Annotated in this window: 21 protein-coding genes; all 21 read left to right on the top strand. The window is 53.8% G+C overall.

Features of this window, described 5'->3' with window-relative positions; translation table 11 throughout:
* The first annotated feature begins 2 nt into the window (after positions 1 to 2).
* Entirely contained in the window at positions 3 to 494 is a 492-nt protein-coding gene (gene ilvN, locus SK35_RS20400) for an acetolactate synthase small subunit (RefSeq protein ID WP_003829566.1), read from the top strand.
* 264 nt (positions 495 to 758) lie between these two features.
* Positions 759 to 1763, top strand: coding sequence for a catabolite repressor/activator (cra, locus tag SK35_RS20395; protein WP_003018794.1), 1005 nt, complete (start codon positions 759 to 761; stop codon positions 1761 to 1763).
* A 613-nt stretch (positions 1764 to 2376) separates the two neighbouring features.
* Positions 2377 to 2835 carry a division/cell wall cluster transcriptional repressor MraZ gene (mraZ, locus tag SK35_RS20390; protein ID WP_048214945.1) on the top strand — a complete coding sequence of 153 codons (459 nt, stop codon included), beginning with the start codon at positions 2377 to 2379 and terminating at the stop codon, positions 2833 to 2835.
* Between the two features lies 1 nt (position 2836).
* Positions 2837 to 3778, top strand: a complete 942-nt coding sequence (gene rsmH, locus SK35_RS20385; protein ID WP_003018789.1) for a 16S rRNA (cytosine(1402)-N(4))-methyltransferase RsmH — start codon at positions 2837 to 2839, stop codon at positions 3776 to 3778.
* A complete protein-coding gene (gene ftsL, locus SK35_RS20380) occupies positions 3775 to 4140 on the top strand; it encodes a cell division protein FtsL (RefSeq protein ID WP_006686695.1) in 366 nt (121 codons plus the stop codon). The genes rsmH and ftsL overlap by 4 nt, the downstream gene beginning before the upstream one ends.
* 15 nt (positions 4141 to 4155) lie before the next feature.
* Positions 4156 to 5922, top strand: a complete 1767-nt coding sequence (gene ftsI / locus SK35_RS20375; RefSeq protein WP_048214944.1) for a peptidoglycan glycosyltransferase FtsI — start codon at positions 4156 to 4158, stop codon at positions 5920 to 5922.
* The gene (gene murE, locus SK35_RS20370; protein ID WP_048214943.1) at positions 5909 to 7396 is read left to right on the top strand and encodes a UDP-N-acetylmuramoyl-L-alanyl-D-glutamate--2,6-diaminopimelate ligase; all 1488 of its coding nucleotides are present in this window, start codon (positions 5909 to 5911) and stop codon (positions 7394 to 7396) included. The genes ftsI and murE overlap by 14 nt, the downstream gene beginning before the upstream one ends.
* Positions 7393 to 8751, top strand: coding sequence for a UDP-N-acetylmuramoyl-tripeptide--D-alanyl-D-alanine ligase (gene murF / locus SK35_RS20365; RefSeq protein ID WP_048214942.1), 1359 nt, complete (start codon positions 7393 to 7395; stop codon positions 8749 to 8751). Before murE ends, murF begins: the two co-directional genes overlap by 4 nt.
* Complete coding sequence (gene mraY / locus SK35_RS20360; RefSeq protein ID WP_003018774.1) at positions 8745 to 9827, top strand: phospho-N-acetylmuramoyl-pentapeptide-transferase; 1083 nt, start codon at positions 8745 to 8747, stop codon at positions 9825 to 9827. Before murF ends, mraY begins: the two co-directional genes overlap by 7 nt.
* A 2-nt stretch (positions 9828 to 9829) precedes the next feature.
* Entirely contained in the window at positions 9830 to 11146 is a 1317-nt protein-coding gene (murD, locus tag SK35_RS20355) for a UDP-N-acetylmuramoyl-L-alanine--D-glutamate ligase (RefSeq protein ID WP_048214941.1), read from the top strand.
* Positions 11146 to 12390, top strand: a complete 1245-nt coding sequence (ftsW, locus tag SK35_RS20350) for a cell division protein FtsW (RefSeq protein ID WP_003829529.1) — start codon at positions 11146 to 11148, stop codon at positions 12388 to 12390. The genes murD and ftsW overlap by 1 nt, the downstream gene beginning before the upstream one ends.
* Positions 12387 to 13454, top strand: a complete 1068-nt coding sequence (gene murG / locus SK35_RS20345; RefSeq protein WP_048214940.1) for an undecaprenyldiphospho-muramoylpentapeptide beta-N-acetylglucosaminyltransferase — start codon at positions 12387 to 12389, stop codon at positions 13452 to 13454. The genes ftsW and murG overlap by 4 nt, the downstream gene beginning before the upstream one ends.
* Before the next feature lie 51 nt (positions 13455 to 13505).
* Positions 13506 to 14981, top strand: coding sequence for a UDP-N-acetylmuramate--L-alanine ligase (murC, locus tag SK35_RS20340; RefSeq protein WP_003018763.1), 1476 nt, complete (start codon positions 13506 to 13508; stop codon positions 14979 to 14981).
* Positions 14974 to 15894 carry a D-alanine--D-alanine ligase gene (locus SK35_RS20335; protein ID WP_048214939.1) on the top strand — a complete coding sequence of 307 codons (921 nt, stop codon included), beginning with the start codon at positions 14974 to 14976 and terminating at the stop codon, positions 15892 to 15894. The genes murC and SK35_RS20335 overlap by 8 nt, the downstream gene beginning before the upstream one ends.
* Before the next feature lies 1 nt (position 15895).
* Entirely contained in the window at positions 15896 to 16729 is an 834-nt protein-coding gene (gene ftsQ, locus SK35_RS20330; RefSeq protein ID WP_003018758.1) for a cell division protein FtsQ, read from the top strand.
* Positions 16726 to 17988, top strand: a complete 1263-nt coding sequence (gene ftsA / locus SK35_RS20325; RefSeq protein WP_003018755.1) for a cell division protein FtsA — start codon at positions 16726 to 16728, stop codon at positions 17986 to 17988. Before ftsQ ends, ftsA begins: the two co-directional genes overlap by 4 nt.
* Before the next feature lie 62 nt (positions 17989 to 18050).
* Positions 18051 to 19202, top strand: coding sequence for a cell division protein FtsZ (gene ftsZ / locus SK35_RS20320; RefSeq protein ID WP_003018753.1), 1152 nt, complete (start codon positions 18051 to 18053; stop codon positions 19200 to 19202).
* 100 nt (positions 19203 to 19302) lie between these two features.
* Entirely contained in the window at positions 19303 to 20220 is a 918-nt protein-coding gene (lpxC, locus tag SK35_RS20315; RefSeq protein ID WP_006686706.1) for a UDP-3-O-acyl-N-acetylglucosamine deacetylase, read from the top strand.
* Positions 20221 to 20503: 283 nt separating this feature from the next.
* Entirely contained in the window at positions 20504 to 21010 is a 507-nt protein-coding gene (gene secM / locus SK35_RS20310; RefSeq protein ID WP_003829520.1) for a secA translation cis-regulator SecM, read from the top strand.
* A gap of 60 nt (positions 21011 to 21070) precedes the next feature.
* Positions 21071 to 23776: a preprotein translocase subunit SecA gene (gene secA, locus SK35_RS20305; protein ID WP_008786199.1), complete on the top strand. Its 2706-nt coding sequence runs from the start codon at positions 21071 to 21073 to the stop codon at positions 23774 to 23776.
* Positions 23777 to 23832: 56 nt separating this feature from the next.
* Positions 23833 to 24222, top strand: coding sequence for an 8-oxo-dGTP diphosphatase MutT (gene mutT / locus SK35_RS20300; protein ID WP_008786200.1), 390 nt, complete (start codon positions 23833 to 23835; stop codon positions 24220 to 24222).
* Positions 24223 to 24369: the final 147 nt, after the last annotated feature.

The following is a 24369-nucleotide window of genomic DNA, read 5'->3' as shown; positions in this document are numbered from 1 at the left end:
TTATGCGCCGGATATTATCAGTATTACTGGAAAATGAGTCGGGTGCATTATCGCGGGTGATTGGCCTCTTCGCCCAGCGTGGATACAACATTGAAAGCCTGACCGTCGCGCCGACCGACGACCCGACCTTATCGCGGATGACGATTCAGACGGTAGGGGATGAGAAAGTCCTTGAGCAGATCGAAAAGCAGCTCCACAAACTGGTGGATGTTCTGCGCGTTAGCGAGCTGGGGCAGGGTGCCCACGTTGAACGAGAAATCATGCTGGTGAAAATCCAGGCCAGCGGTTATGGCCGGGAGGAGGTGAAACGCAACACGGAGATTTTCCGTGGGCAAATCATCGACGTGACGCCGTCTATCTACACCGTACAACTGGCGGGCACCAGCGACAAGCTGGATGCGTTTCTGGCAACCCTACGTGAAGTCGCCAAAATTGTGGAAGTTGCTCGTTCCGGTGTGGTGGGACTCTCCCGTGGCGATAAAATTATGCGCTAATCGTCAACCGTAGGCCTGGTAAGCAAAGCGCTATCAGGCCTCATCGTGGAGGTCATGCCGGATAGCGGCATAAACGCCTTATCCTGCCTGCAGGTAACGAACCCGCTTTCGCTGATGCTACCTGCTGCGCTTTTTTTTGCGAAATCAGCAGTAACCAGAGACAAAAGCGGTTGCCGCAGTCATTATTCTGCGCTTAGATGTTAAGAAGTTTAACCCATGCCATCTAAAAGGTTATGGTTTGTACATTTTACGCAAGGGGCAATTGTGAAACTGGATGAAATCGCTCGGTTGGCCGGCGTTTCGCGAACGACTGCAAGCTACGTTATTAATGGCAAAGCAAAGCAATATCGCGTAAGCGACAAAACGGTTGAAAAAGTCATGGCGGTGGTGCGTGAGCATAATTACCACCCGAATGCCGTGGCGGCCGGGCTGCGTGCTGGACGCACACGTTCTATCGGGCTGGTGATCCCGGATCTTGAGAACACAAGCTATACCCGGATCGCAAACTATCTGGAACGCCAGGCGCGTCAGCGTGGGTATCAGCTGTTGATTGCCTGCTCTGAAGATCAGCCGGATAACGAAATGCGCTGTATTGAGCATCTTTTACAGCGCCAGGTCGATGCCATTATTGTGTCGACTTCTTTGCCGCCTGAGCATCCGTTCTACCAACGCTGGGCAAACAGTTCATTCCCGATTGTGGCGCTGGACCGTGCACTGGATCGCGAACATTTTACCAGCGTTGTGGGTGCGGATCAGGATGATGCGGAAATGCTGGCAGAGGAGTTACGCAAATTCCCTGCTGAAACCGTTCTCTATCTGGGCGCGCTTCCTGAATTATCCGTCAGCTTCCTGCGCGAACAGGGTTTTCGTACCGCGTGGAAGGACGATCCGCGTGAAGTCCATTTCCTGTACGCCAACAGCTATGAGCGGGAAGCGGCTGCGCAGCTGTTTGATAAATGGCTGGAAACGCACCCAATGCCTCAGGCGTTGTTTACCACGTCGTTTGCCCTGTTGCAGGGCGTGATGGATGTGACCCTGCGTCGTGACGGGCAACTGCCGTCTGATTTAGCGATTGCGACTTTTGGCGATCACGAACTGCTCGACTTCCTGCAGTGCCCGGTACTGGCAGTGGCACAGCGCCATCGTGATGTCGCAGAACGCGTGCTGGAGATTGTACTGGCAAGTCTGGACGAACCGCGTAAACCAAAACCAGGTTTAACGCGTATACGGCGTAATCTGTACCGTCGCGGTATTCTCAGCCGTAACTAAGTTTCCTCAATTGATGACGTCGGTGGGATAAGCCTCTGACGTCTTCAATTTTTCTATTCTCAGAAATAACCGCATTATATTTAAGAATATTCTTTAGAATTATCTGAAATTCATTCTTGAAATACCCCGAATTAAAAATGCAACTATCCATTTTTGGGTTATTGATACGTAACGACGCGTTACGCTTGTATTATTTTGTTACATGCTTGTATGGATTTGCCGAATTAACAAACACTTTGCTCTCGTATTGCGGCCATCTGGTGCTTACCTCGGCTCTGCGCGGCGTACAGAGCGATTAACTGGTACTGTTAACTCGCTGCATATTGTCCTAAAATGCCGCTCGCGTCGCAAACTGACACTTTATATTTTCTTTGGATGATATTCAGTTGTTTTAAACAATGATGAGTTGTTGGATTTTTTTCTTACAAATATTCATGACGTTAATTTGCTTCGTTTGCTGTACGGAATTTGTTCAACGCTGATATTAGCCGTAAACAATGGGTTTTTTGCTCCGCTAAGCGCCGCGACTTGCTTGACAAGGTTTTCCTCCGCTCCGTAAACTCCTTTAAGTGGGAATTTGTGGGATAAAGTGGTAATTGGGGGTGAGACTGGCATGTTCCGGGGAGCAACGTTAGTTAATCTCGACAGTAAAGGGCGCTTATCCGTGCCTACCCGTTATCGGGATCAACTGCTTGAGAGCGCTACCGGTCAAATGGTTTGCACCATTGACATCCATCACCCGTGCCTGCTGCTGTACCCCCTGCCTGAATGGGAAATAATCGAGCAGAAGCTATCGCGTCTGTCGAACATGAATCCAGTTGAGCGTCGCGTACAGCGCTTATTGTTGGGTCATGCCAGCGAATGTCAGATGGATAACGCTGGTCGATTACTGATAGCACCCATTCTGCGGCAACACGCAGGGCTAACGAAAGAAGTGATGCTGGTTGGGCAGTTCAATAAGTTTGAGCTGTGGGATGAAACGACCTGGTATCAACAGGTCAAGGAAGATATCGACGCTGAGCAGTCTGTTACTGGCGCGTTGTCGGAACGATTGCAGGATTTGTCTCTATAAAATGACGGAAAATTATAAACATACAACGGTGTTGCTGGATGAAGCCGTAAACGGCCTGAATATTCGTCCAGACGGCATCTACATTGACGGGACATTTGGTCGCGGCGGTCACTCACGTCTGATCCTCTCTCAGCTTGGCGAAGAGGGACGTTTACTGGCAATCGATCGCGATCCGCAGGCTATTGCCGTTGCAAAAACGATTACCGATCCCCGTTTCTCCATCGTACACGGACCTTTCTCTGCGCTGGCTGACTATGTCGCCGAGCGTGGACTGACCGGTAAGATCGACGGGATTCTTCTCGATCTCGGCGTTTCTTCACCGCAGCTCGATGACGCAGAGCGCGGTTTCTCGTTTATGCGTGACGGTCCGTTAGACATGCGTATGGACCCAACACGCGGTCAGTCAGCGGCCGAATGGCTGCAAACCGCTGATGAAGCAGACATTGCCTGGGTGATTAAAACCTTTGGCGAAGAGCGCTTCGGCAAACGCATTGCGCGCGCCATCGTGGAGCGCAACCGCATCGAACCGATGACCCGCACCAAAGAGCTGGCGGAAGTTATTGCAGCGGCAATGCCGGTGAAGGACAAATTCAAACATCCCGCGACCCGTACCTTCCAGGCGGTGCGCATTTGGGTGAACAGTGAACTGGAGGAGATAGAGCAGGCGCTAAAAAGCTCGCTCAGCGTGCTGGCTCCAGGTGGTCGCCTTTCGATCATCAGTTTCCATTCGCTTGAAGACCGCATTGTGAAACGCTTTATGCGTGAACAAAGCCGTGGTCCTCAGGTACCGGCTGGAATACCGATGACCGAAGCGCAGATCAAAAAGCTGGGCGGCCGTGAGTTAAGAGCACTAGGCAAGATGATGCCGGGTGAAGAAGAGGTAGCTGAGAATCCTCGTGCCCGTAGTTCAGTTCTGCGTATTGCAGAGAGGACGAACGCATGATCAGCAGAGTGACAGAAGCCCTCAGCAAAGTTAAAGGATCGATAGGAAGCAACGAGCGCCATGCCTTGCCTGGCGTGATCGGTGACGATCTTTTGCGGTATGGGAAGCTGCCACTCTGCCTGTTCATTTGCATTATTTTGACGGCGGTTACCGTCGTGACAACAGCACACCATACGCGGTTACTGACTGCGCAGCGTGAGCAGCTGGTTCTGGAGCGAGATGCGCTGGATATCGAATGGCGCAACTTGATCCTTGAGGAGAACGCGCTCGGCGACCATAGCCGTGTTGAACGGATCGCAACGGAAAAGCTGCAAATGCAGCATGTCGATCCCTCACAAGAAAATATCGTAGTACAAAAATAAGGATAAACGCGACGCATGAAAGCAGCGGCAAAAACGCACAAACCAAAACGCCAGGAAGAACAAGCCAACTTTGTCAGTTGGCGTTTTGCGTTACTGTGCGGCTGTATTTTGCTGGCATTGGGTTTCCTGCTGGGGCGCGTTGCCTGGCTGCAAATCATTGCGCCGGATATGCTGGTGCGTCAGGGTGACATGCGTTCCCTGCGCGTCCAGGAAGTCTCCACATCGCGCGGGATGATTACCGACCGTTCCGGTCGTCCGCTGGCGGTGAGCGTTCCGGTTAAAGCTATATGGGCCGACCCGAAAGAAGTACATGATGCAGGCGGCGTGAGCGTTGGCGAACGCTGGAGAGCGCTGTCAACCGCGCTGAATCTCCCGCTCGACCAGCTGGCTTCCCGCATTAACGCCAACCCGAAAGGGCGCTTCATCTATCTGGCGCGTCAGGTTAACCCTGACATGGCCGACTACATCAAAAAACTGAAGCTGCCAGGTATCCACCTGCGCGAAGAATCCCGCCGTTACTATCCTTCCGGAGAAGTGACTGCTCACCTCATCGGCTTTACTAACGTCGACAGCCAGGGGATTGAAGGCGTTGAGAAGAGCTTCGACAAGTGGCTCACCGGACAACCGGGCGAACGTATTGTACGTAAAGACCGTTATGGCCGCGTCATTGAAGATATCTCCTCTACCGACAGCCAGGCGGCGCATAACCTCGCGTTGAGCATTGATGAGCGTTTACAGGCACTGGTCTACCGTGAACTGAATAACGCCGTGGCGTTCAACAAGGCGGAGTCAGGCAGTGCGGTACTGGTGGATGTAAACACCGGTGAAGTGCTGGCGATGGCCAACAGTCCGTCCTACAACCCGAACAATCTCACCGGTACGCCAAAAGACGCGATGCGTAACCGTACCATCACCGACGTGTTTGAACCGGGTTCTACCGTTAAACCGATGGTGGTGATGACCGCGCTGCAGCGTGGCGTGGTACGCGAAAATACCGTACTTAATACGATTCCTTACCGAATTAATGGCCACGAAATCAAAGACGTGGCGCGTTATAGCGAATTGACCCTTACCGGGGTTTTGCAGAAGTCGAGTAACGTCGGTGTTTCCAAGCTGGCGTTAGCGATGCCGTCCTCAGCGTTAGTAGATACTTACTCACGTTTTGGGCTGGGAAAAGCGACCAATTTGGGGTTGGTCGGAGAACGCAGTGGCTTATATCCTCAAAAACAACGGTGGTCTGACATAGAGAGGGCCACCTTCTCTTTCGGCTACGGGCTAATGGTAACGCCGTTACAGTTAGCGCGAGTCTATGCAACGATCGGCAGCTACGGCGTTTATCGTCCACTGTCGATTACCAAAGTTGACCCTCCTGTTCCGGGTGAGCGTATCTTCCCGGAAGATACCGTGCGTACCGTCGTGCATATGATGGAAAGCGTGGCGCTGCCGGGCGGCGGCGGCGTGAAGGCGGCGATTAAAGGCTATCGCGTCGCTATTAAAACCGGTACAGCGAAAAAAGTAGGGCCGGATGGCCGTTACATCAACAAATACATTGCTTATACCGCAGGCGTTGCGCCTGCGAGTCAGCCGCGCTTCGCGCTGGTTGTTGTTATCAACGATCCGCAGGCGGGTAAATACTACGGTGGCGCCGTTTCCGCGCCGGTCTTTGGTGCCATCATGGGCGGCGTACTGCGCACCATGAACATCGAGCCGGATGCGCTGACAACGGGCGATAAAAATGAATTTGTGAATAATCAAGGCGAGGCAACAGGTGGCAGATCGTAATTTGCGCGACCTTCTTGCTCCATGGGTGCCGGGTGCACCGGAGCGAGCACTGCGGGAGATGACGCTTGACAGCCGTGTGGCTGCATCAGGCGATCTCTTTGTCGCAGTATTGGGTCATCAGGCGGACGGGCGTCGGTATATCCCGCAGGCGATAGCGCAAGGTGTGGCTGCCATTATTGCAGAAGCAAAAGATGAAGCTACTGATGGTGAAATCCGTGAAATGCATGGCGTTCCGGTCATCTATCTCAGTCAGCTTAACGAACGTTTATCTGCACTGGCGGGCCGTTTTTACCACGAGCCTTCTGAGAAAATGCGTCTGGTCGGCGTAACCGGGACTAACGGTAAAACCACCACCACCCAATTGCTGGCCCAGTGGAGCCAATTGCTTGGCGAAACCAGCGCGGTAATGGGAACAGTAGGCAATGGCCTGCTGGGCAAAGTGATCCCAACGGAAAATACCACCGGTTCAGCTGTTGATGTCCAGCATGTGCTGGCGGGGCTGGCTGCGCAGGGCGCAACGGTTGGCGCGATGGAAGTCTCTTCACACGGCCTGGTTCAGCATCGCGTCGCGGCGCTGAAGTTTGCCGCATCAGTATTTACTAACTTAAGCCGCGACCATCTCGACTACCACGGCGACATGGAACATTACGAAGCCGCGAAATGGCTGCTGTATTCCACGCACCATTGCGGTCAGGCCATTGTCAATGCGGATGATGAAGTCGGTCGTCGCTGGCTGGCGAAACTCCCTGATGCGGTTGCCGTTTCGATGGAAGACCACATCAACCCGAACTGTCATGGTCGTTGGTTAAAAGCGGTTGACGTGAAGTATCACGACAGCGGGGCAACGATTCGCTTTACCTCTTCATGGGGTGAGGGCGAAATAGAAAGCCGCCTGATGGGGGCGTTTAACGTCAGCAATCTTTTGCTGGCGCTGGCAACGCTGTTGGCACTGGGCTATCCGTTAGCTGATTTACTGAAAACGGCGACACAATTGCAGCCGGTTTGCGGACGTATGGAAGTGTTCAGCGCGCCGGGTAAAACCACCGTGGTGGTTGATTACGCCCATACGCCAGATGCGCTGGAAAAAGCGCTGCAGGCGGCACGTCTGCACTGTACTGGCAAACTGTGGTGCGTCTTTGGCTGCGGCGGCGATCGCGATAAAGGCAAACGTCCGTTGATGGGCGCAATCGCCGAGCAGTTTGCAGATGTTGTCGTGGTGACTGATGACAACCCGCGTACCGAAGAGCCGCGCGCCATTATTAACGACATTCTGGCGGGTATGCTGGATGCCGGACAGGCGAAGGTGATGGAAGGGCGCGCAGAAGCCGTGACAAACGCCATTATGCAGGCGAAAGAAAACGACGTGGTGCTGGTGGCCGGGAAAGGTCACGAAGATTACCAGATCGTCGGCTCTCAGCGTCTCGACTATTCTGACCGCGTGACCGCAGCGCGTCTGCTGGGGGTTATCGCATGATTAGCGTAACGCTCAGCCAACTGGCGGAGATCCTCCGTGGCGAACTGAAAGGGGCCGATCTGACCCTTGATGCCGTAACAACCGATACGCGTAAAGTGACGCCGGGCTGCCTGTTTGTGGCGCTGAAAGGCGAACGCTTTGACGCCCACGATTTTGCAGACAAAGCGCAAGAGAGCGGGGCGGGTGCGCTGCTGGTCAGCCGCCCGTTGGACACCAACCTGCCGCAGCTGATTGTTAAAGATACGCGTCTGGCGTTTGGTGAACTGGCGGCGTGGGTTCGCGCTCAGGTTCCGGCGCGCGTTGTCGCGCTGACCGGCTCATCCGGTAAAACGTCCGTCAAAGAGATGACGGCTGCCATTCTGAGCCAGTGTGGTAACACCCTATATACCGCGGGCAATCTGAATAACGACATCGGCGTACCGATGACGCTGCTGCGCTTAAACAACGATTACGACTATGCCGTGATTGAGCTCGGCGCCAACCATCAGGGCGAAATCGCCTGGACCGTCGGCCTGACGCGTCCGGAAGCGGCGCTGGTGAACAATCTGGCCGCCGCGCACCTGGAAGGTTTCGGCTCTCTGGCGGGCGTTGCGAAGGCAAAAGGTGAGATTTTTACCGGCCTGTCTGCGAACGGTATCGCCATTATGAATGCCGACAACAACGACTGGTTGAACTGGCAAAGCATCATCGGCGATCGCAAAGTCTGGCGCTTCTCCCCGAATGCGGCCAACAGCGACTTTTCGGCGACCAACGTTCACGTGACCTCACACGGCACGGAGTTTTCATTGCAAACGCCAACCGGAAGCATTGATGTTCTGCTGCCGCTGCCGGGTCGTCACAACATAGCCAACGCCCTGGCGGCGGCTGCGCTCTCTATGGCGGTAGGCGCGACGCCTGAGGCGATCAAAGCGGGCCTGAAGGATCTGCAAGCGGTACCAGGACGTCTGTTCCCGATTCAACTCGCAGAAAATCAGCTGCTGCTTGACGACTCCTATAACGCGAACGTCGGTTCGATGACCGCAGCGGTGCAGGTGCTGTCTGAAATGCCGGGCTATCGCGTACTGGTCGTTGGCGATATGGCAGAGCTTGGCGCAGAAAGTGAAGCATGCCATGTACAGGTAGGTGTTGCTGCGAAAGCAGCAGGTATCGACCGTGTACTGAGTACAGGAAAACTGAGTCAGGCAATTAGCGACGCCAGCGGCGTTGGCGAACATTTTGCGGATAAAAGCGCGCTGGCCGCGCAACTTAAAGCATTGATTGCAGAACATCAGGTCATGACGATTTTAGTGAAGGGTTCACGTAGTGCCGCCATGGAAGAGGTAGTACGCGCATTACAGGAGAATGGGACATGTTAGTTTGGCTGGCCGAACATTTGGTCAAATATTATTCCGGCTTTAACGTCTTTTCCTATCTGACGTTTCGCGCCATCGTCAGCCTGCTGACCGCGCTGTTCATCTCTTTGTGGATGGGCCCGCGCATGATTGCCCGCTTGCAAAAAATGTCCTTTGGACAGGTCGTACGTAACGACGGTCCTGAATCGCACTTTAGTAAACGTGGTACGCCAACCATGGGCGGGATCATGATCCTCACCGCGATTGTTATCTCCGTTCTGTTGTGGGCATATCCGTCGAACCCGTACGTATGGTGCGTGCTGGTGGTATTGATTGGCTACGGCATTATCGGTTTTGTCGATGACTACCGCAAAGTGGTGCGCAAAGATACCAAGGGGTTGATTGCCCGCTGGAAGTACTTCTGGATGTCGGTGATTGCGCTGGGTGTAGCCTTTGCGCTGTACCTCGCCGGTAAAGACACCCCAGCTACCGAGCTGGTGGTGCCGTTCTTTAAAGATGTCATGCCGCAATTGGGGCTGTTCTACGTGCTGCTGGCGTACTTCGTGATTGTGGGCACTGGCAACGCGGTAAACCTCACCGATGGCCTGGATGGTCTGGCGATTATGCCGACCGTGTTCGTGGCTGCAGGTTTTGCGCTGGTGGCGTGGGCGACCGGTAACATGAACTTTGCCAACTACCTGCACATTCCCTATTTACGCCATGCCGGCGAACTGGTGATCGTCTGTACGGCGATTGTTGGTGCGGGGTTAGGCTTCCTGTGGTTTAACACCTATCCGGCGCAGGTCTTTATGGGAGACGTCGGTTCGCTGGCGCTGGGCGGCGCGCTGGGCATTATTGCCGTGCTGCTGCGTCAGGAGTTCCTGCTGGTAATCATGGGCGGCGTATTTGTTGTGGAAACGCTGTCGGTCATTCTGCAGGTTGGCTCCTTTAAGCTGCGCGGGCAGCGCATCTTCCGTATGGCGCCGATTCACCATCACTATGAACTGAAAGGCTGGCCGGAACCGCGCGTAATTGTGCGCTTCTGGATTATTTCGCTGATGCTGGTGCTGATTGGCCTGGCAACGCTGAAGGTACGTTAATCATGGCTGATTACCAGGGTAAAAAAGTCGTCATTATCGGTCTGGGATTGACCGGGCTGTCCTGCGTGGATTTCTTTCTGGCGCGCGGCGTGACGCCGCGTGTGATGGATACCCGCGCAACGCCACCTGGCCTGGATAAATTGCCGGAAGCGGTTGAGCGTCATGTTGGCAGCCTGAATGATGATTGGCTGCTGGCCGCCGATCTTATCGTCGCCAGCCCTGGTATTGCCCTGGCGCATCCTTCGCTGAGCGCCGCTGCTGATGTAGGGATCGAAATTGTCGGTGACATCGAGCTGTTCTGTCGTGAAGCGCAGGCGCCGATCGTCGCGATCACCGGTTCCAACGGGAAAAGCACCGTCACCACGTTGGTGGGAGAAATGGCGAAAGCGGCTGGTGTGAACGTGGGTGTTGGCGGAAATATCGGCCTGCCCGCGCTGATGTTGCTGGATGACGAACGTGAGCTGTATGTACTGGAGTTGTCGAGCTTCCAGCTGGAGACAACCTCCAGCTTACAGGCCGTAGCCGCCACCATTTTGAACGTCACTGAAGATCATATGGACAGGTATCCGTTTGGCTTGCAGCAGTACCGTGCAGCCAAACTGCGCGTCTATGAGAATGCGAAAGTGTGTGTGGTTAATGCCGATGATGCGTTGACCATGCCGATTCGCGGGGCGGATGAGCGCTGCGTGAGCTTTGGCATCAACATGGGTGACTATCATCTCAATCGTCAGCAGGGTGAAACCTGGCTGCGGGTGAAGGGCGAAAAAGTCCTGAACGTGAAAGAGATGACGCTTACCGGCCAGCATAACTATACCAACGCCCTGGCGGCGCTGGCGCTGGCGGATGCTGCGGGTCTGCCGCGGGCATCCAGCCTGAAAGCGCTGACTACCTTTACCGGTCTGGCGCATCGTTTCCAGTTGGTACTGAATCATAACGGTGTGCGTTGGATCAACGATTCAAAAGCTACCAACGTTGGTAGCACCGAAGCGGCGCTGAATGGTCTGCACGTTGACGGTACGTTGCACCTGCTGCTGGGCGGCGATGGGAAATCCGCCGACTTTATGCCGCTGCAACGCTACCTGACTGGCGACAACATTCGTCTGTACTGCTTTGGTCGCGATGGCGCGCAGCTTGCCGCTCTGCGTCCTGAGGTTGCGGAACACACTGAAACCATGGAGCAGGCAATGCGTCTGCTCGCACCGCGTGTGAAGTCGGGCGATATGGTGCTGCTGTCGCCAGCCTGCGCCAGCCTTGACCAGTTCAAGAACTTTGAGCAACGCGGTGACGTCTTTACCCGTTTAGCGAAGGAGTTGGGTTGATGCGATTCTCTCTCCCTCGTCTGAAAATGCCGCGCGTACCGGGACTGGGTGTCCTGGCGTGGATCTTCGCGGCACTTAAAGGCTGGGTGATGGCTTCGCGTGATAAAGACGCGGACAGCCTGATCATGTATGACCGCATGCTGCTGTGGCTGACTTTTGGTCTGGCAGCGATCGGTTTTGTGATGGTGACATCGGCATCGATGCCCGTAGGGCAACGCCTGGCAGGCGATCCTTTCCTGTTTGCTAAGCGTGACGCGCTGTATATCTTCCTCGCGTTCTGTCTGGCGATGGTGACGCTGCGTCTGCCGATGGAGTTCTGGCAAAAGTACAGCACGACGATGCTGATCGCCTCGATCATCATGTTGTTGATCGTGCTGGTGGTGGGGAGCTCAGTTAACGGGGCATCGCGCTGGATCGCGCTGGGTCCACTGCGTATTCAGCCTGCGGAATTCACCAAGCTGTCGCTGTTCTGTTATCTCGCTAACTACCTGGTGCGTAAAGTCGATGAAGTGCGTAATAACCTGCGCGGCTTCTTAAAACCGATGGGTGTGATTCTGGTGCTGGCAGTCTTACTGCTGGCGCAGCCTGACCTTGGTACGGTGGTGGTGCTGTTTGTCACGACGCTGGCGATGCTGTTTCTCGCTGGCGCGAAACTGTGGCAGTTCATTGCCATTATCGGCATGGGGATTTCGGCGGTGGTGCTGCTGATCCTTGCCGAACCGTATCGTATTCGCCGCGTAACCTCCTTCTGGAACCCATGGGAAGATCCGTTTGGCAGCGGCTATCAGTTAACGCAATCGCTGATGGCTTTTGGTCGCGGTGAGGTTTGGGGTCAGGGGTTAGGTAATTCAGTGCAAAAACTGGAGTATTTACCGGAAGCGCACACCGACTTCATCTTCGCCATCATTGGGGAAGAGCTGGGTTATATCGGTGTGGTATTGGCACTTTTAATGGTATTCTTCGTCGCTTTTCGCGCGATGTCGATTGGCCGCAAAGCGCTGGAAATTGACCACCGTTTTTCAGGCTTTTTAGCCTGCTCCATCGGGATTTGGTTTAGCTTCCAGGCGCTGGTAAACGTCGGCGCGGCAGCAGGCATGCTGCCAACCAAAGGTCTGACGTTACCGCTGATCAGTTATGGTGGTTCCAGTTTGTTGATTATGTCGACGGCCATCATGTTTTTGTTACGTATTGATTATGAAACGCGTCTGGAAAAAGCCCAGGCGTTTACACGAGGTGCACGATGAGTGGTCAACCGAAGCGGTTAATGGTGATGGCAGGCGGTACCGGCGGGCATGTGTTCCCGGGGCTGGCGGTCGCGCACCATTTAATGGCCCAGGGCTGGCAGGTTCGTTGGCTGGGCACCGCCGATCGTATGGAAGCGGACTTAGTGCCGAAGCATGGCATCGAAATTGACTTTATTCGCATCTCCGGTTTGCGTGGCAAAGGTGTCAACGCGCTGCTTGCCGCCCCCGTGCGTATTTTTAATGCCTGGCGTCAGGCGCGCGCCATTATGAAGCAGTTTAAGCCTGATGTGGTGCTGGGGATGGGCGGCTATGTGTCCGGCCCTGGCGGTCTGGCTGCCTGGTCATTAGGCATCCCGGTTGTCCTGCATGAGCAGAACGGCATTGCGGGATTAACCAACAAGTGGCTGGCGAAGATTGCAACGAAGGTGATGCAGGCTTTTCCTGGCGCTTTCCCGAATGCGGAAGTGGTGGGGAACCCGGTACGCACCGACGTTCTGGCGCTGCCGTTGCCAGAAGCGCGTCTGACGGGGCGTGAAGGCCCGGTTCGCGTGCTGGTCGTCGGGGGATCTCAGGGCGCACGCGTATTGAACCAGACGATGCCGCAGGTTGCCGCAAAGCTTGGTGACGCGGTGACTATCTGGCATCAGAGTGGCAAAGGCGCGCAGCAAACCGTTGAACAGGCGTATGCCGACGCGGGACAACCGCAGCACAAGGTCACTGAGTTTATTGATGATATGGCAGCCGCCTACGCGTGGGCAGATGTCGTAGTTTGTCGCTCCGGTGCGCTGACGGTAAGCGAAATTGCCGCCGCAGGTTTGCCTGCGCTGTTTGTGCCTTTTCAGCATAAAGACCGACAGCAGTACTGGAATGCGCTGCCGCTGGAGAAAGCGGGCGCCGCCAAAATTCTTGAGCAGCCGCAGTTTACTGTGGATGCCGTCGCTAACACCCTTTCCGGGTGGTCGCGAGAAACTTTATTAACCATGGCAGAACGTGCGCGCGCCGCTTCCATTCCGGATGCTACAGAGCGTGTTGCTAATGAAGTGAGCCGGGCTGCCCGGGCGTAATTGTGGTGATGCCTTTTGCATCGCATGAACTAAGAAGTTAATGGCTAAAGAATGAATACACAACAACTGGCAAAACTGCGTTCCATCGTGCCCGAAATGCGTCGCGTTCGGCACATTCACTTTGTCGGCATCGGTGGTGCTGGTATGGGCGGTATTGCCGAAGTTTTGGCCAACGAAGGTTATCAGATCAGCGGTTCTGACTTAGCGCCGAACCCGGTGACGCAGCAGTTGACGAATCTGGGCGCCACGATTTTCTTCAACCATCGCCCGGAAAACGTGCGCGATGCGAGCGTGGTGGTGGTATCCAGCGCCATTTCTGCGGATAACCCGGAAATTGTTGCGGCGCATGAAGCGCGCATTCCGGTGATCCGTCGTGCTGAAATGCTGGCGGAGTTAATGCGTTTTCGTCACGGTATCGCCATTGCCGGGACGCACGGTAAAACCACGACCACAGCGATGGTCTCCAGTATCTACGCGGAAGCGGGGCTGGATCCGACGTTTGTCAACGGCGGTCTGGTGAAGGCCGCAGGCGTCCATGCGCGTCTGGGTCATAGCCGTTATTTAATTGCGGAGGCGGATGAGAGCGATGCGTCGTTCCTGCATTTGCAGCCGATGGTGGCGATTGTTACCAATATCGAAGCCGATCATATGGATACCTACCATGGCGACTTCGAAAATTTAAAGCAGACGTTTATTAATTTCCTGCATAACTTGCCGTTTTATGGTCGTGCGGTGATGTGCGTTGACGATCCGGTGATCCGCGAGTTGTTGCCGCGAGTTGGTCGTCAAACCACAACCTATGGTTTCAGCGATGATGCTGATGTGCGCGTCGAAGATTACCAGCAGATTGGTCCACAAGGGCACTTCACGCTGCTGCGTCAGGGGATGGCCGATTTACGCGTGACGTTGAACGCACCGGGCCGTCACAATGCGCTGAACGCGGCGGCGGCGGTAGCAGTTGCAACAGAAGAAGGCATTGAAGACGACGCAATTCTGCGCGCGCTGGAAAGTTTCCAGGGCACCGGACGACGTTTTGACTTCCTTGGCGAATTCCCGCTTGAGCCGGTAAACGGTAAAGCCGGGACGGCGATGCTGGTGGATGATTATGGTCATCACCCTACGGAAGTGGATGCCACGATTAAAGCTGCACGCGCGGGCTGGCCGGACAAAAATTTGGTGATGCTGTTCCAGCCGCACCGCTTTACGCGTACTCGCGATCTGTATGACGACTTTGCCAACGTGCTGACTCAGGTCGATGCACTGTTGATGCTGGATGTGTACGCCGCGGGTGAAGCCGCGATTCCAGGAGCCGACAGCCGCTCGCTGTGCCGTACGATCCGTGGTCGCGGTAAGATCGACCCGATTCTGGTTTCCGATCCGGCTCAGGTGGCAGATATGCTGGCGCCGGTATTAACCGGCAACGATCTGATTTTGGTGCAGGGCGCTGGAAATATCGGCAAAATCGCGCGTTCCTTAGCTGAAATCAAACTGAAGCCGCAAAACCCGGAGGAAGAACAACATGGCTGATAAAATCGCGGTCCTGTTAGGGGGAACCTCCGCAGAGCGTGACGTTTCGCTGAATTCCGGCGCGGCCGTACTGGCAGGGTTACGCGAAGGTGGTGTGGATGCTCATCCAATTGACCCAAAAGAGGTTGATGTCACGCTTTTGAAATCGATGGGTTTTCAAAAGGTGTTTATTGCGCTGCACGGTCGTGGTGGTGAAGATGGCACGTTGCAGGGCATGCTGGAGCTGGTTGGTCTGCCGTACACCGGTAGTGGCGTCATGGCTTCTGCGATTTCGATGGACAAACTGCGCAGCAAACTGTTGTGGCAGGGGGCAGGTTTACCGGTCGCGCCTTGGGTCGCATTGACTCGCGCTGAGTTCGAAAAAGGTCTTAGCGATGAGGTGGTTACGGAGATTTCTGCGTTAGGTTTGCCGCTAATTGTGAAGCCAAGCCGTGAAGGCTCAAGCGTAGGGATGTCAAAAGTTGAAGAAGAAAATGCTTTGCATGGTGCATTAGCATTGGCTTTTCAGCATGATGAAGAAGTACTGATCGAAAAATGGCTCAGTGGACCGGAATTTACAGTTGCGATACTTGGTGAAGAAATTTTACCGTCAATACGTATCCAACCCGCGGGAACCTTCTATGATTATGAGGCGAAGTATCTCTCTGATGAGACACAATATTTCTGCCCTGCCGGTCTGGAAGTCGAACAAGAGGCCCGTTTACAGGAATTAGTCCTGAAAGCGTGGACCACATTGGGCTGTAAAGGTTGGGGTCGCATTGACGTCATGCTGGACAGCGATGGCCAGTTTTATCTGCTGGAAGCGAATACCTCTCCGGGTATGACCAGCCACAGTCTGGTGCCGATGGCGGCGCGTCAGGCGGGCCTGAGCTTCTCGCAGTTGGTGGTAAGAATTCTGGAGTTGGCGGACTGATATGTCGCAGGCTGCGCTGAACACGCGAAACGGTGATGAAGAAGAAGTAAACTCCTCACGCCGCAATAATGGAACGCGTCTTGCAGGAATATTGTTCCTGCTGACAGTGCTGTGCACCGTGTTTGTCAGCGGCTGGGTAGTGTTGGGATGGATGGAAGATGCGCAACGTTTGCCTTTATCGAAACTGGTGTTAACCGGCGAACGACATTACACGCGCAATGACGATATTCGTCAGTCCATTTTGGCGCTGGGCGCTCCGGGAACCTTTATGACTCAGGATGTGAACATCATTCAGAGTCAAATTGAACGCCTCCCCTGGATTAAACAGGCGAGCGTCAGAAAGCAATGGCCCGATGAATTGAAGATTCATCTGGTTGAATATGTGCCCATTGCGCGTTGGAATGACCAACATATGGTGGATGCTGAAGGAAATACGTTCAGTGTTCCAACCGGTCGGGCCAATAAGCAGGTATTACCCATGTTGTATGGGCCGGAAGGCAGCGCAAGTGAAGTGTTGCAAGGGTTCCGCGATATGGGGCAGGTGCTGGCTAAGGATAGATTCACCCTGAAGGAAGCGGCGATGACCGCTCGTCGTTCCTGGCAGTTGACGCTGAATAACGATATTAAGCTGAATCTGGGCAGGGGCGATACGATAAAACGTTTGGCTCGCTTTGTGGAACTCTACCCGGTTTTACAGCAGCAGGCGCAAACCGATGGCAAACGGATTAGCTACGTTGATTTGCGTTATGACTCAGGAGCGGCAGTAGGCTGGGTTCCCTTGCCTCCTGAGGAATCTAATCAGCAACAGAATCAGGCACAGGCAGAACAACAATGATCAAGGCGACGGACAGAAAACTGGTAGTTGGACTGGAGATTGGCACCGCGAAGGTAGCCGCTTTAGTAGGGGAAGTTCTGCCCGACGGTATGGTCAATATCATTGGCGTGGGCAGTTGCCCATCGCGAGGTATGGATAAAGGCGGGGTGAATGACCTTGAGTCAGTGGTGAAGTGCGTACAGCGCGCCATTGACCAGGCTGAACTGATGGCAGATTGCCAGATTTCCTCGGTGTATCTGGCACTTTCCGGTAAACATATTAGCTGTCAAAATGAAATTGGTATGGTGCCCATTTCCGAAGAGGAAGTGACGCAGGAAGATGTGGAAAACGTGGTACATACGGCAAAATCCGTACGTGTTCGCGATGAACATCGTGTTCTGCACGTTATTCCGCAGGAATACGCCATCGACTACCAGGAAGGCATTAAAAATCCGGTCGGTCTTTCCGGCGTGCGTATGCAGGCAAAAGTCCATCTTATTACCTGCCACAACGACATGGCAAAGAACATTGTCAAAGCCGTTGAACGTTGTGGTCTGAAAGTTGACCAACTGATTTTTGCCGGGTTGGCAGCCAGTTATTCCGTGTTGACGGAAGATGAACGTGAGCTGGGTGTCTGCGTGGTGGATATTGGTGGTGGTACAATGGACATCGCCGTTTATACTGGCGGGGCGTTGCGCCACACTAAAGTTATCCCTTATGCAGGGAATGTAGTGACCAGCGATATCGCGTATGCCTTTGGTACGCCGCCGAGCGATGCTGAAGCCATCAAAGTGCGCCATGGTTGCGCGCTGGGCTCCATCGTGGGTAAAGACGAAAGCGTTGAAGTGCCAAGCGTAGGTGGTCGTCCACCGCGTAGCCTGCAACGTCAGACCCTGGCAGAGGTCATTGAGCCGCGTTATACCGAGCTGCTCAACCTGGTCAACGAAGAAATTTTGCAATTACAAGAACAGCTTCGCCAGCAGGGTGTGAAACATCATCTGGCGGCGGGGATTGTGTTAACCGGTGGCGCTGCGCAAATTGAAGGTCTTGCGGCCTGCGCACAGCGCGTGTTCCATACGCAAGTACGTATTGGCGCACCGCTGAATATCACTGGTCTGACGGATTATGCCCAGGAGCCGTATTATTCAACGGCAGTGGGGCTGCTTCACTACGGGAAAGAATCCCATTTGAGTGGTGAGGCTGAAGTTGAAAAACGCGTTACGGCATCAGTTGGCTCGTGGATCAAACGACTCAATAGCTGGCTGCGAAAAGAGTTTTAATTTTTAAAGAGACCAACGCACATTAACGGTCTCAGGCGACAGGCACAACGGAGAGAGAAACTATGTTTGAACCTATGGAACTTACCAATGACGCGGTGATTAAAGTCATCGGCGTCGGCGGCGGCGGCGGTAATGCCGTTGAACACATGGTGCGCGAGCGCATCGAAGGTGTTGAATTCTTCGCGGTGAATACCGACGCTCAGGCGTTGCGTAAAACGGCGGTTGGACAGACCATTCAGATTGGTAGCGGCATCACCAAAGGTCTGGGCGCGGGTGCAAACCCGGAAGTAGGCCGTAATGCGGCAGACGAAGATCGTGAAGCTCTGCGTGCAGCGCTTGACGGCGCAGACATGGTGTTTATCGCAGCTGGCATGGGCGGCGGTACCGGTACCGGTGCCGCGCCAGTGGTTGCTGAAGTAGCAAAAGATTTAGGTATTCTGACCGTTGCTGTCGTGACTAAGCCTTTCAACTTTGAAGGTAAGAAGCGTATGGCATTCGCGGAACAGGGTATCACCGAGCTGTCCAAACATGTGGACTCTCTGATCACTATTCCGAATGACAAGCTGCTGAAAGTGCTGGGTCGCGGTATCTCCCTGCTGGATGCGTTTGGCGCAGCGAACGACGTGCTGAAAGGCGCAGTCCAGGGTATCGCTGAACTGATTACTCGTCCGGGCCTGATGAACGTCGACTTTGCAGACGTGCGCACCGTGATGTCCGAAATGGGCTACGCGATGATGGGTTCAGGCGTGGCAAGCGGTGAAGACCGTGCAGAAGAAGCGGCTGAAATGGCTATCTCTTCTCCGCTGCTGGAAGACATCGATCTGTCTGGTGCGCGCGGCGTGCTGGTCAACATTACTGCGGGCTTCGACCTGCGTCTGGATGAGTTCGAAACCGTCGGTAACACGATTCGTGCCTTTGCATCGGATAATGCGACCGTGGTTATCGGTACCTCCCTGGACCCGGATATGAACGACGAACTGCGCGTCACCGTTGTTGCAACTGGAATTGGTATGGACAAACGTCCTGAAATCACTCTGGTGACCAACAAGCAGGTACAGCAGCCGGTAATGGATCGTTACCAGCAGCACGGCATGGCGCCGTTGACGCAAGAGCAGAAACCGGTAGCGAAAGTGGTTAACGACAATACGCCGCAAACCACCAAAGAGCCGGATTATCTGGATATCCCAGCATTCCTGCGTAAGCAAGCTGATTAAGAATTAGCTGGAATTTGGGAATTGTGGCTCTTTGTGCTAAACTGGCCCACCGAATGTATAGTACACTTCGGTTGGATAGGTAATTTGGCGAGATTATACGATGATCAAACAAAGGACTCTTAAACGTATCGTTCAGGCGACTGGCGTCGGTTTGCATACCGGCAAAAAAGTCACCCTGACATTACGCCCTGCGCCGGCCAACACCGGGGTCATCTATCGTCGCACCGACTTGAATCCTCCGGTAGATTTCCCGGCCGATGCCAAATCTGTGCGTGATACCATGCTCTGTACGTGTCTGGTCAATGAGCATGATGTACGGATTTCAACCGTAGAGCACCTTAATGCTGCTCTGGCGGGTTTAGGTATCGATAACATCGTTATTGAAGTTAACGCACCGGAAATCCCGATCATGGATGGCAGTGCCGCTCCGTTCGTTTATCTGCTGCTTGATGCAGGTATTGAAGAACTGAGCAGCGCCAAAAAATTTGTTCGCATCAAAGAGACCGTTCGTGTCGAAGATGGCGATAAGTGGGCTGAGTTTAAGCCGTATAATGGTTTTACGTTGGATTTCACCATCGACTTTAACCATCCGGCGATCGACTCCAGCACGCAGCGCTACGCGATGAACTTCTCTGCGGATGCGTTCATGCGTCAGATCAGCCGTGCGCGTACTTTCGGCTTCATGCGTGATATCGAATATCTGCAGTCCCGCGGCCTGTGCCTGGGCGGCAGCTTCGATTGTGCCATCGTTGTTGACGATTATCGCGTATTGAACGAAGACGGCCTGCGTTTTGAAGATGAATTCGTTCGTCACAAAATGCTCGACGCGATCGGTGACTTGTTCATGTGTGGTCACAACATTATTGGTGCATTTACCGCGTATAAATCCGGTCATGCATTGAATAACAAACTGTTACAGGCGGTCCTGGCAAAACAGGAAGCCTGGGAATATGTGACCTTCCAGGACGATGCAGAACTGCCGTTGGCGTTCAAAGCACCATCGACCGTACTGGCATAACGACATACGCTGTCGCATAAATTCGACTGGTAAATCTGGCACTCTCTCCGGCCAGGTGAACCAGTCGTTTTTTTATCTTCCGAGTGCAAACCACCTTATCTGAAGCGACTTTTTCCCCACAGGTAGATTAAAATACCGTTCGATCGCTGCTTTCTTAAGCATATTTACCCGCGACTTGCTGTCATTACTGCTGTGGTGCGAACGCATTAATGGTAAGATTTGTGCGCAAAAAATGGTTTTGCATTTGTAACCCCAAACGCAGGGTATATCAGGTGGCAATAACGTGAGTGGAATACTGACGCGCTGGCGACAGTTAGGCAGACGGTACTTCTGGCCGCATCTCCTGTTGGGGATGGTCGCGGCTAGTTTTGGCCTGCCCGCGCTCGGTAATGCTGCTGAACCTAATACCCCCGCGAAGGCGACCGCCAGCAATCACGATCAAGGCGCTAAAGTTAACTTTAGCCAGCTTGCTTTGCTGGAAGCGACTAATCGCCGCCCAAATTTTACCGTCGATTACTGGCATCAACATGCCATTCGTACGGTTATCCGCCATCTTTCTTTTGCCATGGCACCTCAGGCGTTGCCCGTTGCCGAAGAGCCATTGCCAATTCAGGCGCACCATCTTGCGTTACTGAATACGCTCAGCGCGATGCTGACGCAAGAAGGCACTCCGCCCGCGACAGTAAGTCGCGTGACATACGCACACTTTACCTCTCAGGCCGCGTTTAGCGTTCCGGTCTGGATCAGCCAGCTGCAGGGTATCCGCGCTGGTCCTCAACGCCTCAGCTAAAAAAGAACCTTCCAACTTATAATTTTTGACTCCGCACCGCGGGGCGTTTGAGATTTTATTATGCTAATCAAATTATTAACGAAAGTATTCGGTAGCCGTAACGAGCGTACGCTGCGTCGTATGCGTAAAGTGGTCAATGTCATCAACGCGATGGAACCGGAGATGGAAAAACTCTCCGATGATGAACTGAAAGCGAAGACCGCTGAATTCCGCGCCCGTCTGGAAAAAGGTGCCAGCGTTGAGAGCCTGATCCCGGAAGCGTTCGCAGTAGTGCGTGAAGCGAGTAAACGCGTGTTCGGTATGCGTCACTTCGACGTTCAGCTGCTGGGCGGTATGGTGCTTAACGATCGCTGCATCGCGGAAATGCGTACTGGTGAAGGTAAAACCCTTACCGCGACGCTGCCAGCCTACCTGAACGCATTAAGCGGGAAGGGCGTACACGTGGTTACCGTGAACGACTATCTGGCTCAGCGTGATGCCGAAAATAACCGCCCGCTGTTTGAATTCCTCGGCATGACCGTTGGTATCAACATGTCTGGCCTGCCTGCACCAGCCAAGCGTGAAGCCTACAACGCCGATATTACTTACGGTACCAACAACGAATACGGCTTTGACTACCTGCGTGACAACATGGCGTTTAGTCCGGAAGAGCGTGTTCAACGTAAACTGCACTATGCGCTGGTCGATGAAGTCGACTCCATCCTGATCGATGAAGCGCGTACGCCGCTGATCATTTCCGGCCCGGCTGAAGACAGCTCGGAAATGTACAAAAAAGTTAATAAAATCATCCCGCACCTGATCCGTCAGGAGAAGGAAGATTCCGACACGTTCCAGGGCGAAGGCCACTTCTCAGTTGATGAGAAAGCGCGCCAGGTTAACCTGACCGAACGTGGTCTGGTACTGATTGAAGAGCTGCTGGTTAACGAAGGCATTATGGACGAGGGCGAGTCACTGTACTCTCCAGGCAACATTATGCTGATGCACCACGTGACTGCCGCACTGCGTGCGCACGTGCTGTTTACCCGCGACGTAGACTACATCGTGAAAGACGGCGAAGTTATCATCGTCGATGAACACACCGGTCGTACCATGCAGGGGCGTCGCTGGTCCGATGGTCTGCACCAGGCTGTTGAAGCTAAAGAAGGCGTAGAGATCCAGAACGAGAACCAGACGCTGGCATCTATTACCTTCCAGAACTACTTCCGTTTGTACGAAAAACTGGCCGGTATGACCGGTACAGCCGACACTGAAGCGTTTGAATTTAGCTCCATCTACAAACTGGATACCGTGGTTGTGCCGACCAACCGTCCGATGATCCGTAAGGATTTACCGGATCTGGTGTACATGACCGAAGCGGAAAAAATTCAGGCGATCATTGAAGATATTAAAGAACGTACTGCAAATGGCCAGCCGGTGCTGGTAGGTACTATCTCCATTGAAAAATCGGAAGTAGTGTCTAACGAGCTGAGCAAAGCGGGTATCAAACACAATGTTCTGAACGCCAAGTTCCACGCCAACGAAGCTGCAATCGTCGCCCAGGCGGGTTACCCGTCAGCCGTGACTATCGCGACGAACATGGCCGGTCGTGGTACCGATATCGTACTGGGCGGTAGCTGGCAGGCGGAAGTTGCCGAGCTGGAAAACCCAACTCCGGAACAAATCGCGCAGATTAAAGCCGATTGGCAGGTTCGCCATGACGCGGTATTAGCTGCCGGTGGCTTGCATATTATCGGTACCGAGCGTCACGAATCTCGCCGTATCGATAACCAGCTGCGTGGTCGTTCGGGTCGTCAGGGTGATGCGGGCTCTTCCCGTTTCTATCTGTCGATGGAAGATGCGCTGATGCGTATTTTTGCCTCTGACCGCGTGTCAGGCATGATGCGTAAACTGGGTATGAAGCCTGGCGAAGCCATTGAACACCCATGGGTGACCAAAGCAATTGCTAACGCACAGCGTAAAGTGGAAAGCCGCAACTTCGATATTCGTAAGCAGCTGCTGGAATATGATGACGTTGCCAACGATCAGCGCCGTGCTATCTACACCCAGCGTAATGAACTGCTGGACGTAACTGACGTTAGCGAAACCATCAACAGCATCCGTGAAGATGTCTTCAAAGCAACTATTGATGCCTATATTCCGCCGCAGTCTCTGGAAGAAATGTGGGATATCCCGGGTCTGCAGGAACGTCTGAAAAACGACTTCGATCTTGAGATGCCGATTTCAGAGTGGCTGGATAAAGAGCCTGAGCTGCACGAAGAAACGCTGCGTGAACGTATCCTGGCAAACGCCATCGAAGTTTATCAGCGTAAAGAAGAAGTTGTGGGCGCGGAGATGATGCGTCACTTCGAAAAAGGCGTGATGCTGCAAACTCTCGACTCCCTGTGGAAAGAGCACCTTGCTGCGATGGACTATCTGCGCCAGGGTATCCACCTGCGTGGTTATGCGCAAAAAGATCCGAAGCAGGAATACAAGCGTGAATCCTTCTCTATGTTTGCGTCAATGCTGGAATCACTGAAATATGAAGTGATCAGCACCCTGAGCAAAGTTCAGGTGCGTATGCCTGAAGAAGTCGAAGCCATGGAGCAGCAGCGTCGTGAAGAAGCTGAGCGCTTAGCGCAGATGCAGCAGTTGAGTCATAAAGGCGACGATTCTGCCGCGGCAGAAGAGCTGGCAGCACAAACCGGCGATCGTAAAGTGGGTCGTAACGATCCGTGTCCTTGCGGCTCTGGCAAAAAATACAAACAGTGCCACGGCCGTCTGAGCTAAGAAAATAACTTACTGAAAAGGCGCAGAATTCTGCGCCTTTTTTATGGACGATAAAGATGAAAATACTGCAAATCGCCGTCGGGATTATTCGTAATCAGCAACATGAAATTTTTATCACCCAGCGTGCGGCTGATGCCCACATGGCCAATAAGCTGGAGTTCCCCGGCGGGAAAATTGAAGCGGGCGAAACGCCGGAGCAGGCGCTGATTCGCGAGCTACAGGAAGAAGTGGGGATCACGCCGACTCAAAGCTCATTGTTCGAAAAGCTGGAGTATCAGTTTCCGGACAGGCATATCACTCTGTGGTTCTGGCTGGTTGAAAGCTGGGAAGGCGAGCCGTGGGGAAAAGAGGGGCAACCGGCGCAGTGGATTGCCCAAGATGCTCTGAATGCGCAGGATTTCCCGCCCGCGAATGCACCGGTCATTGAAAAGCTGATAGCTGGCTAATGGTGCTATAGGCCGGATAAGGCAACGCCGCATCCGGCAAATTATGGCGGGGGCGCTACGCTTGCCCGCCCTACGTTTTAGTTCGTAGGCCTGATAAGCGCAGCGCCATCAGGCAAAGCAACATAAAATGTCGGATGCGGCATTGCC

Source organism: Citrobacter sp. MGH105 (genome assembly GCF_001037485.2).
In the GTDB taxonomy this organism is placed as follows: domain Bacteria; phylum Pseudomonadota; class Gammaproteobacteria; order Enterobacterales; family Enterobacteriaceae; genus Citrobacter; species Citrobacter portucalensis.
This window is presented reverse-complemented; position numbering and strand designations above follow the sequence as displayed.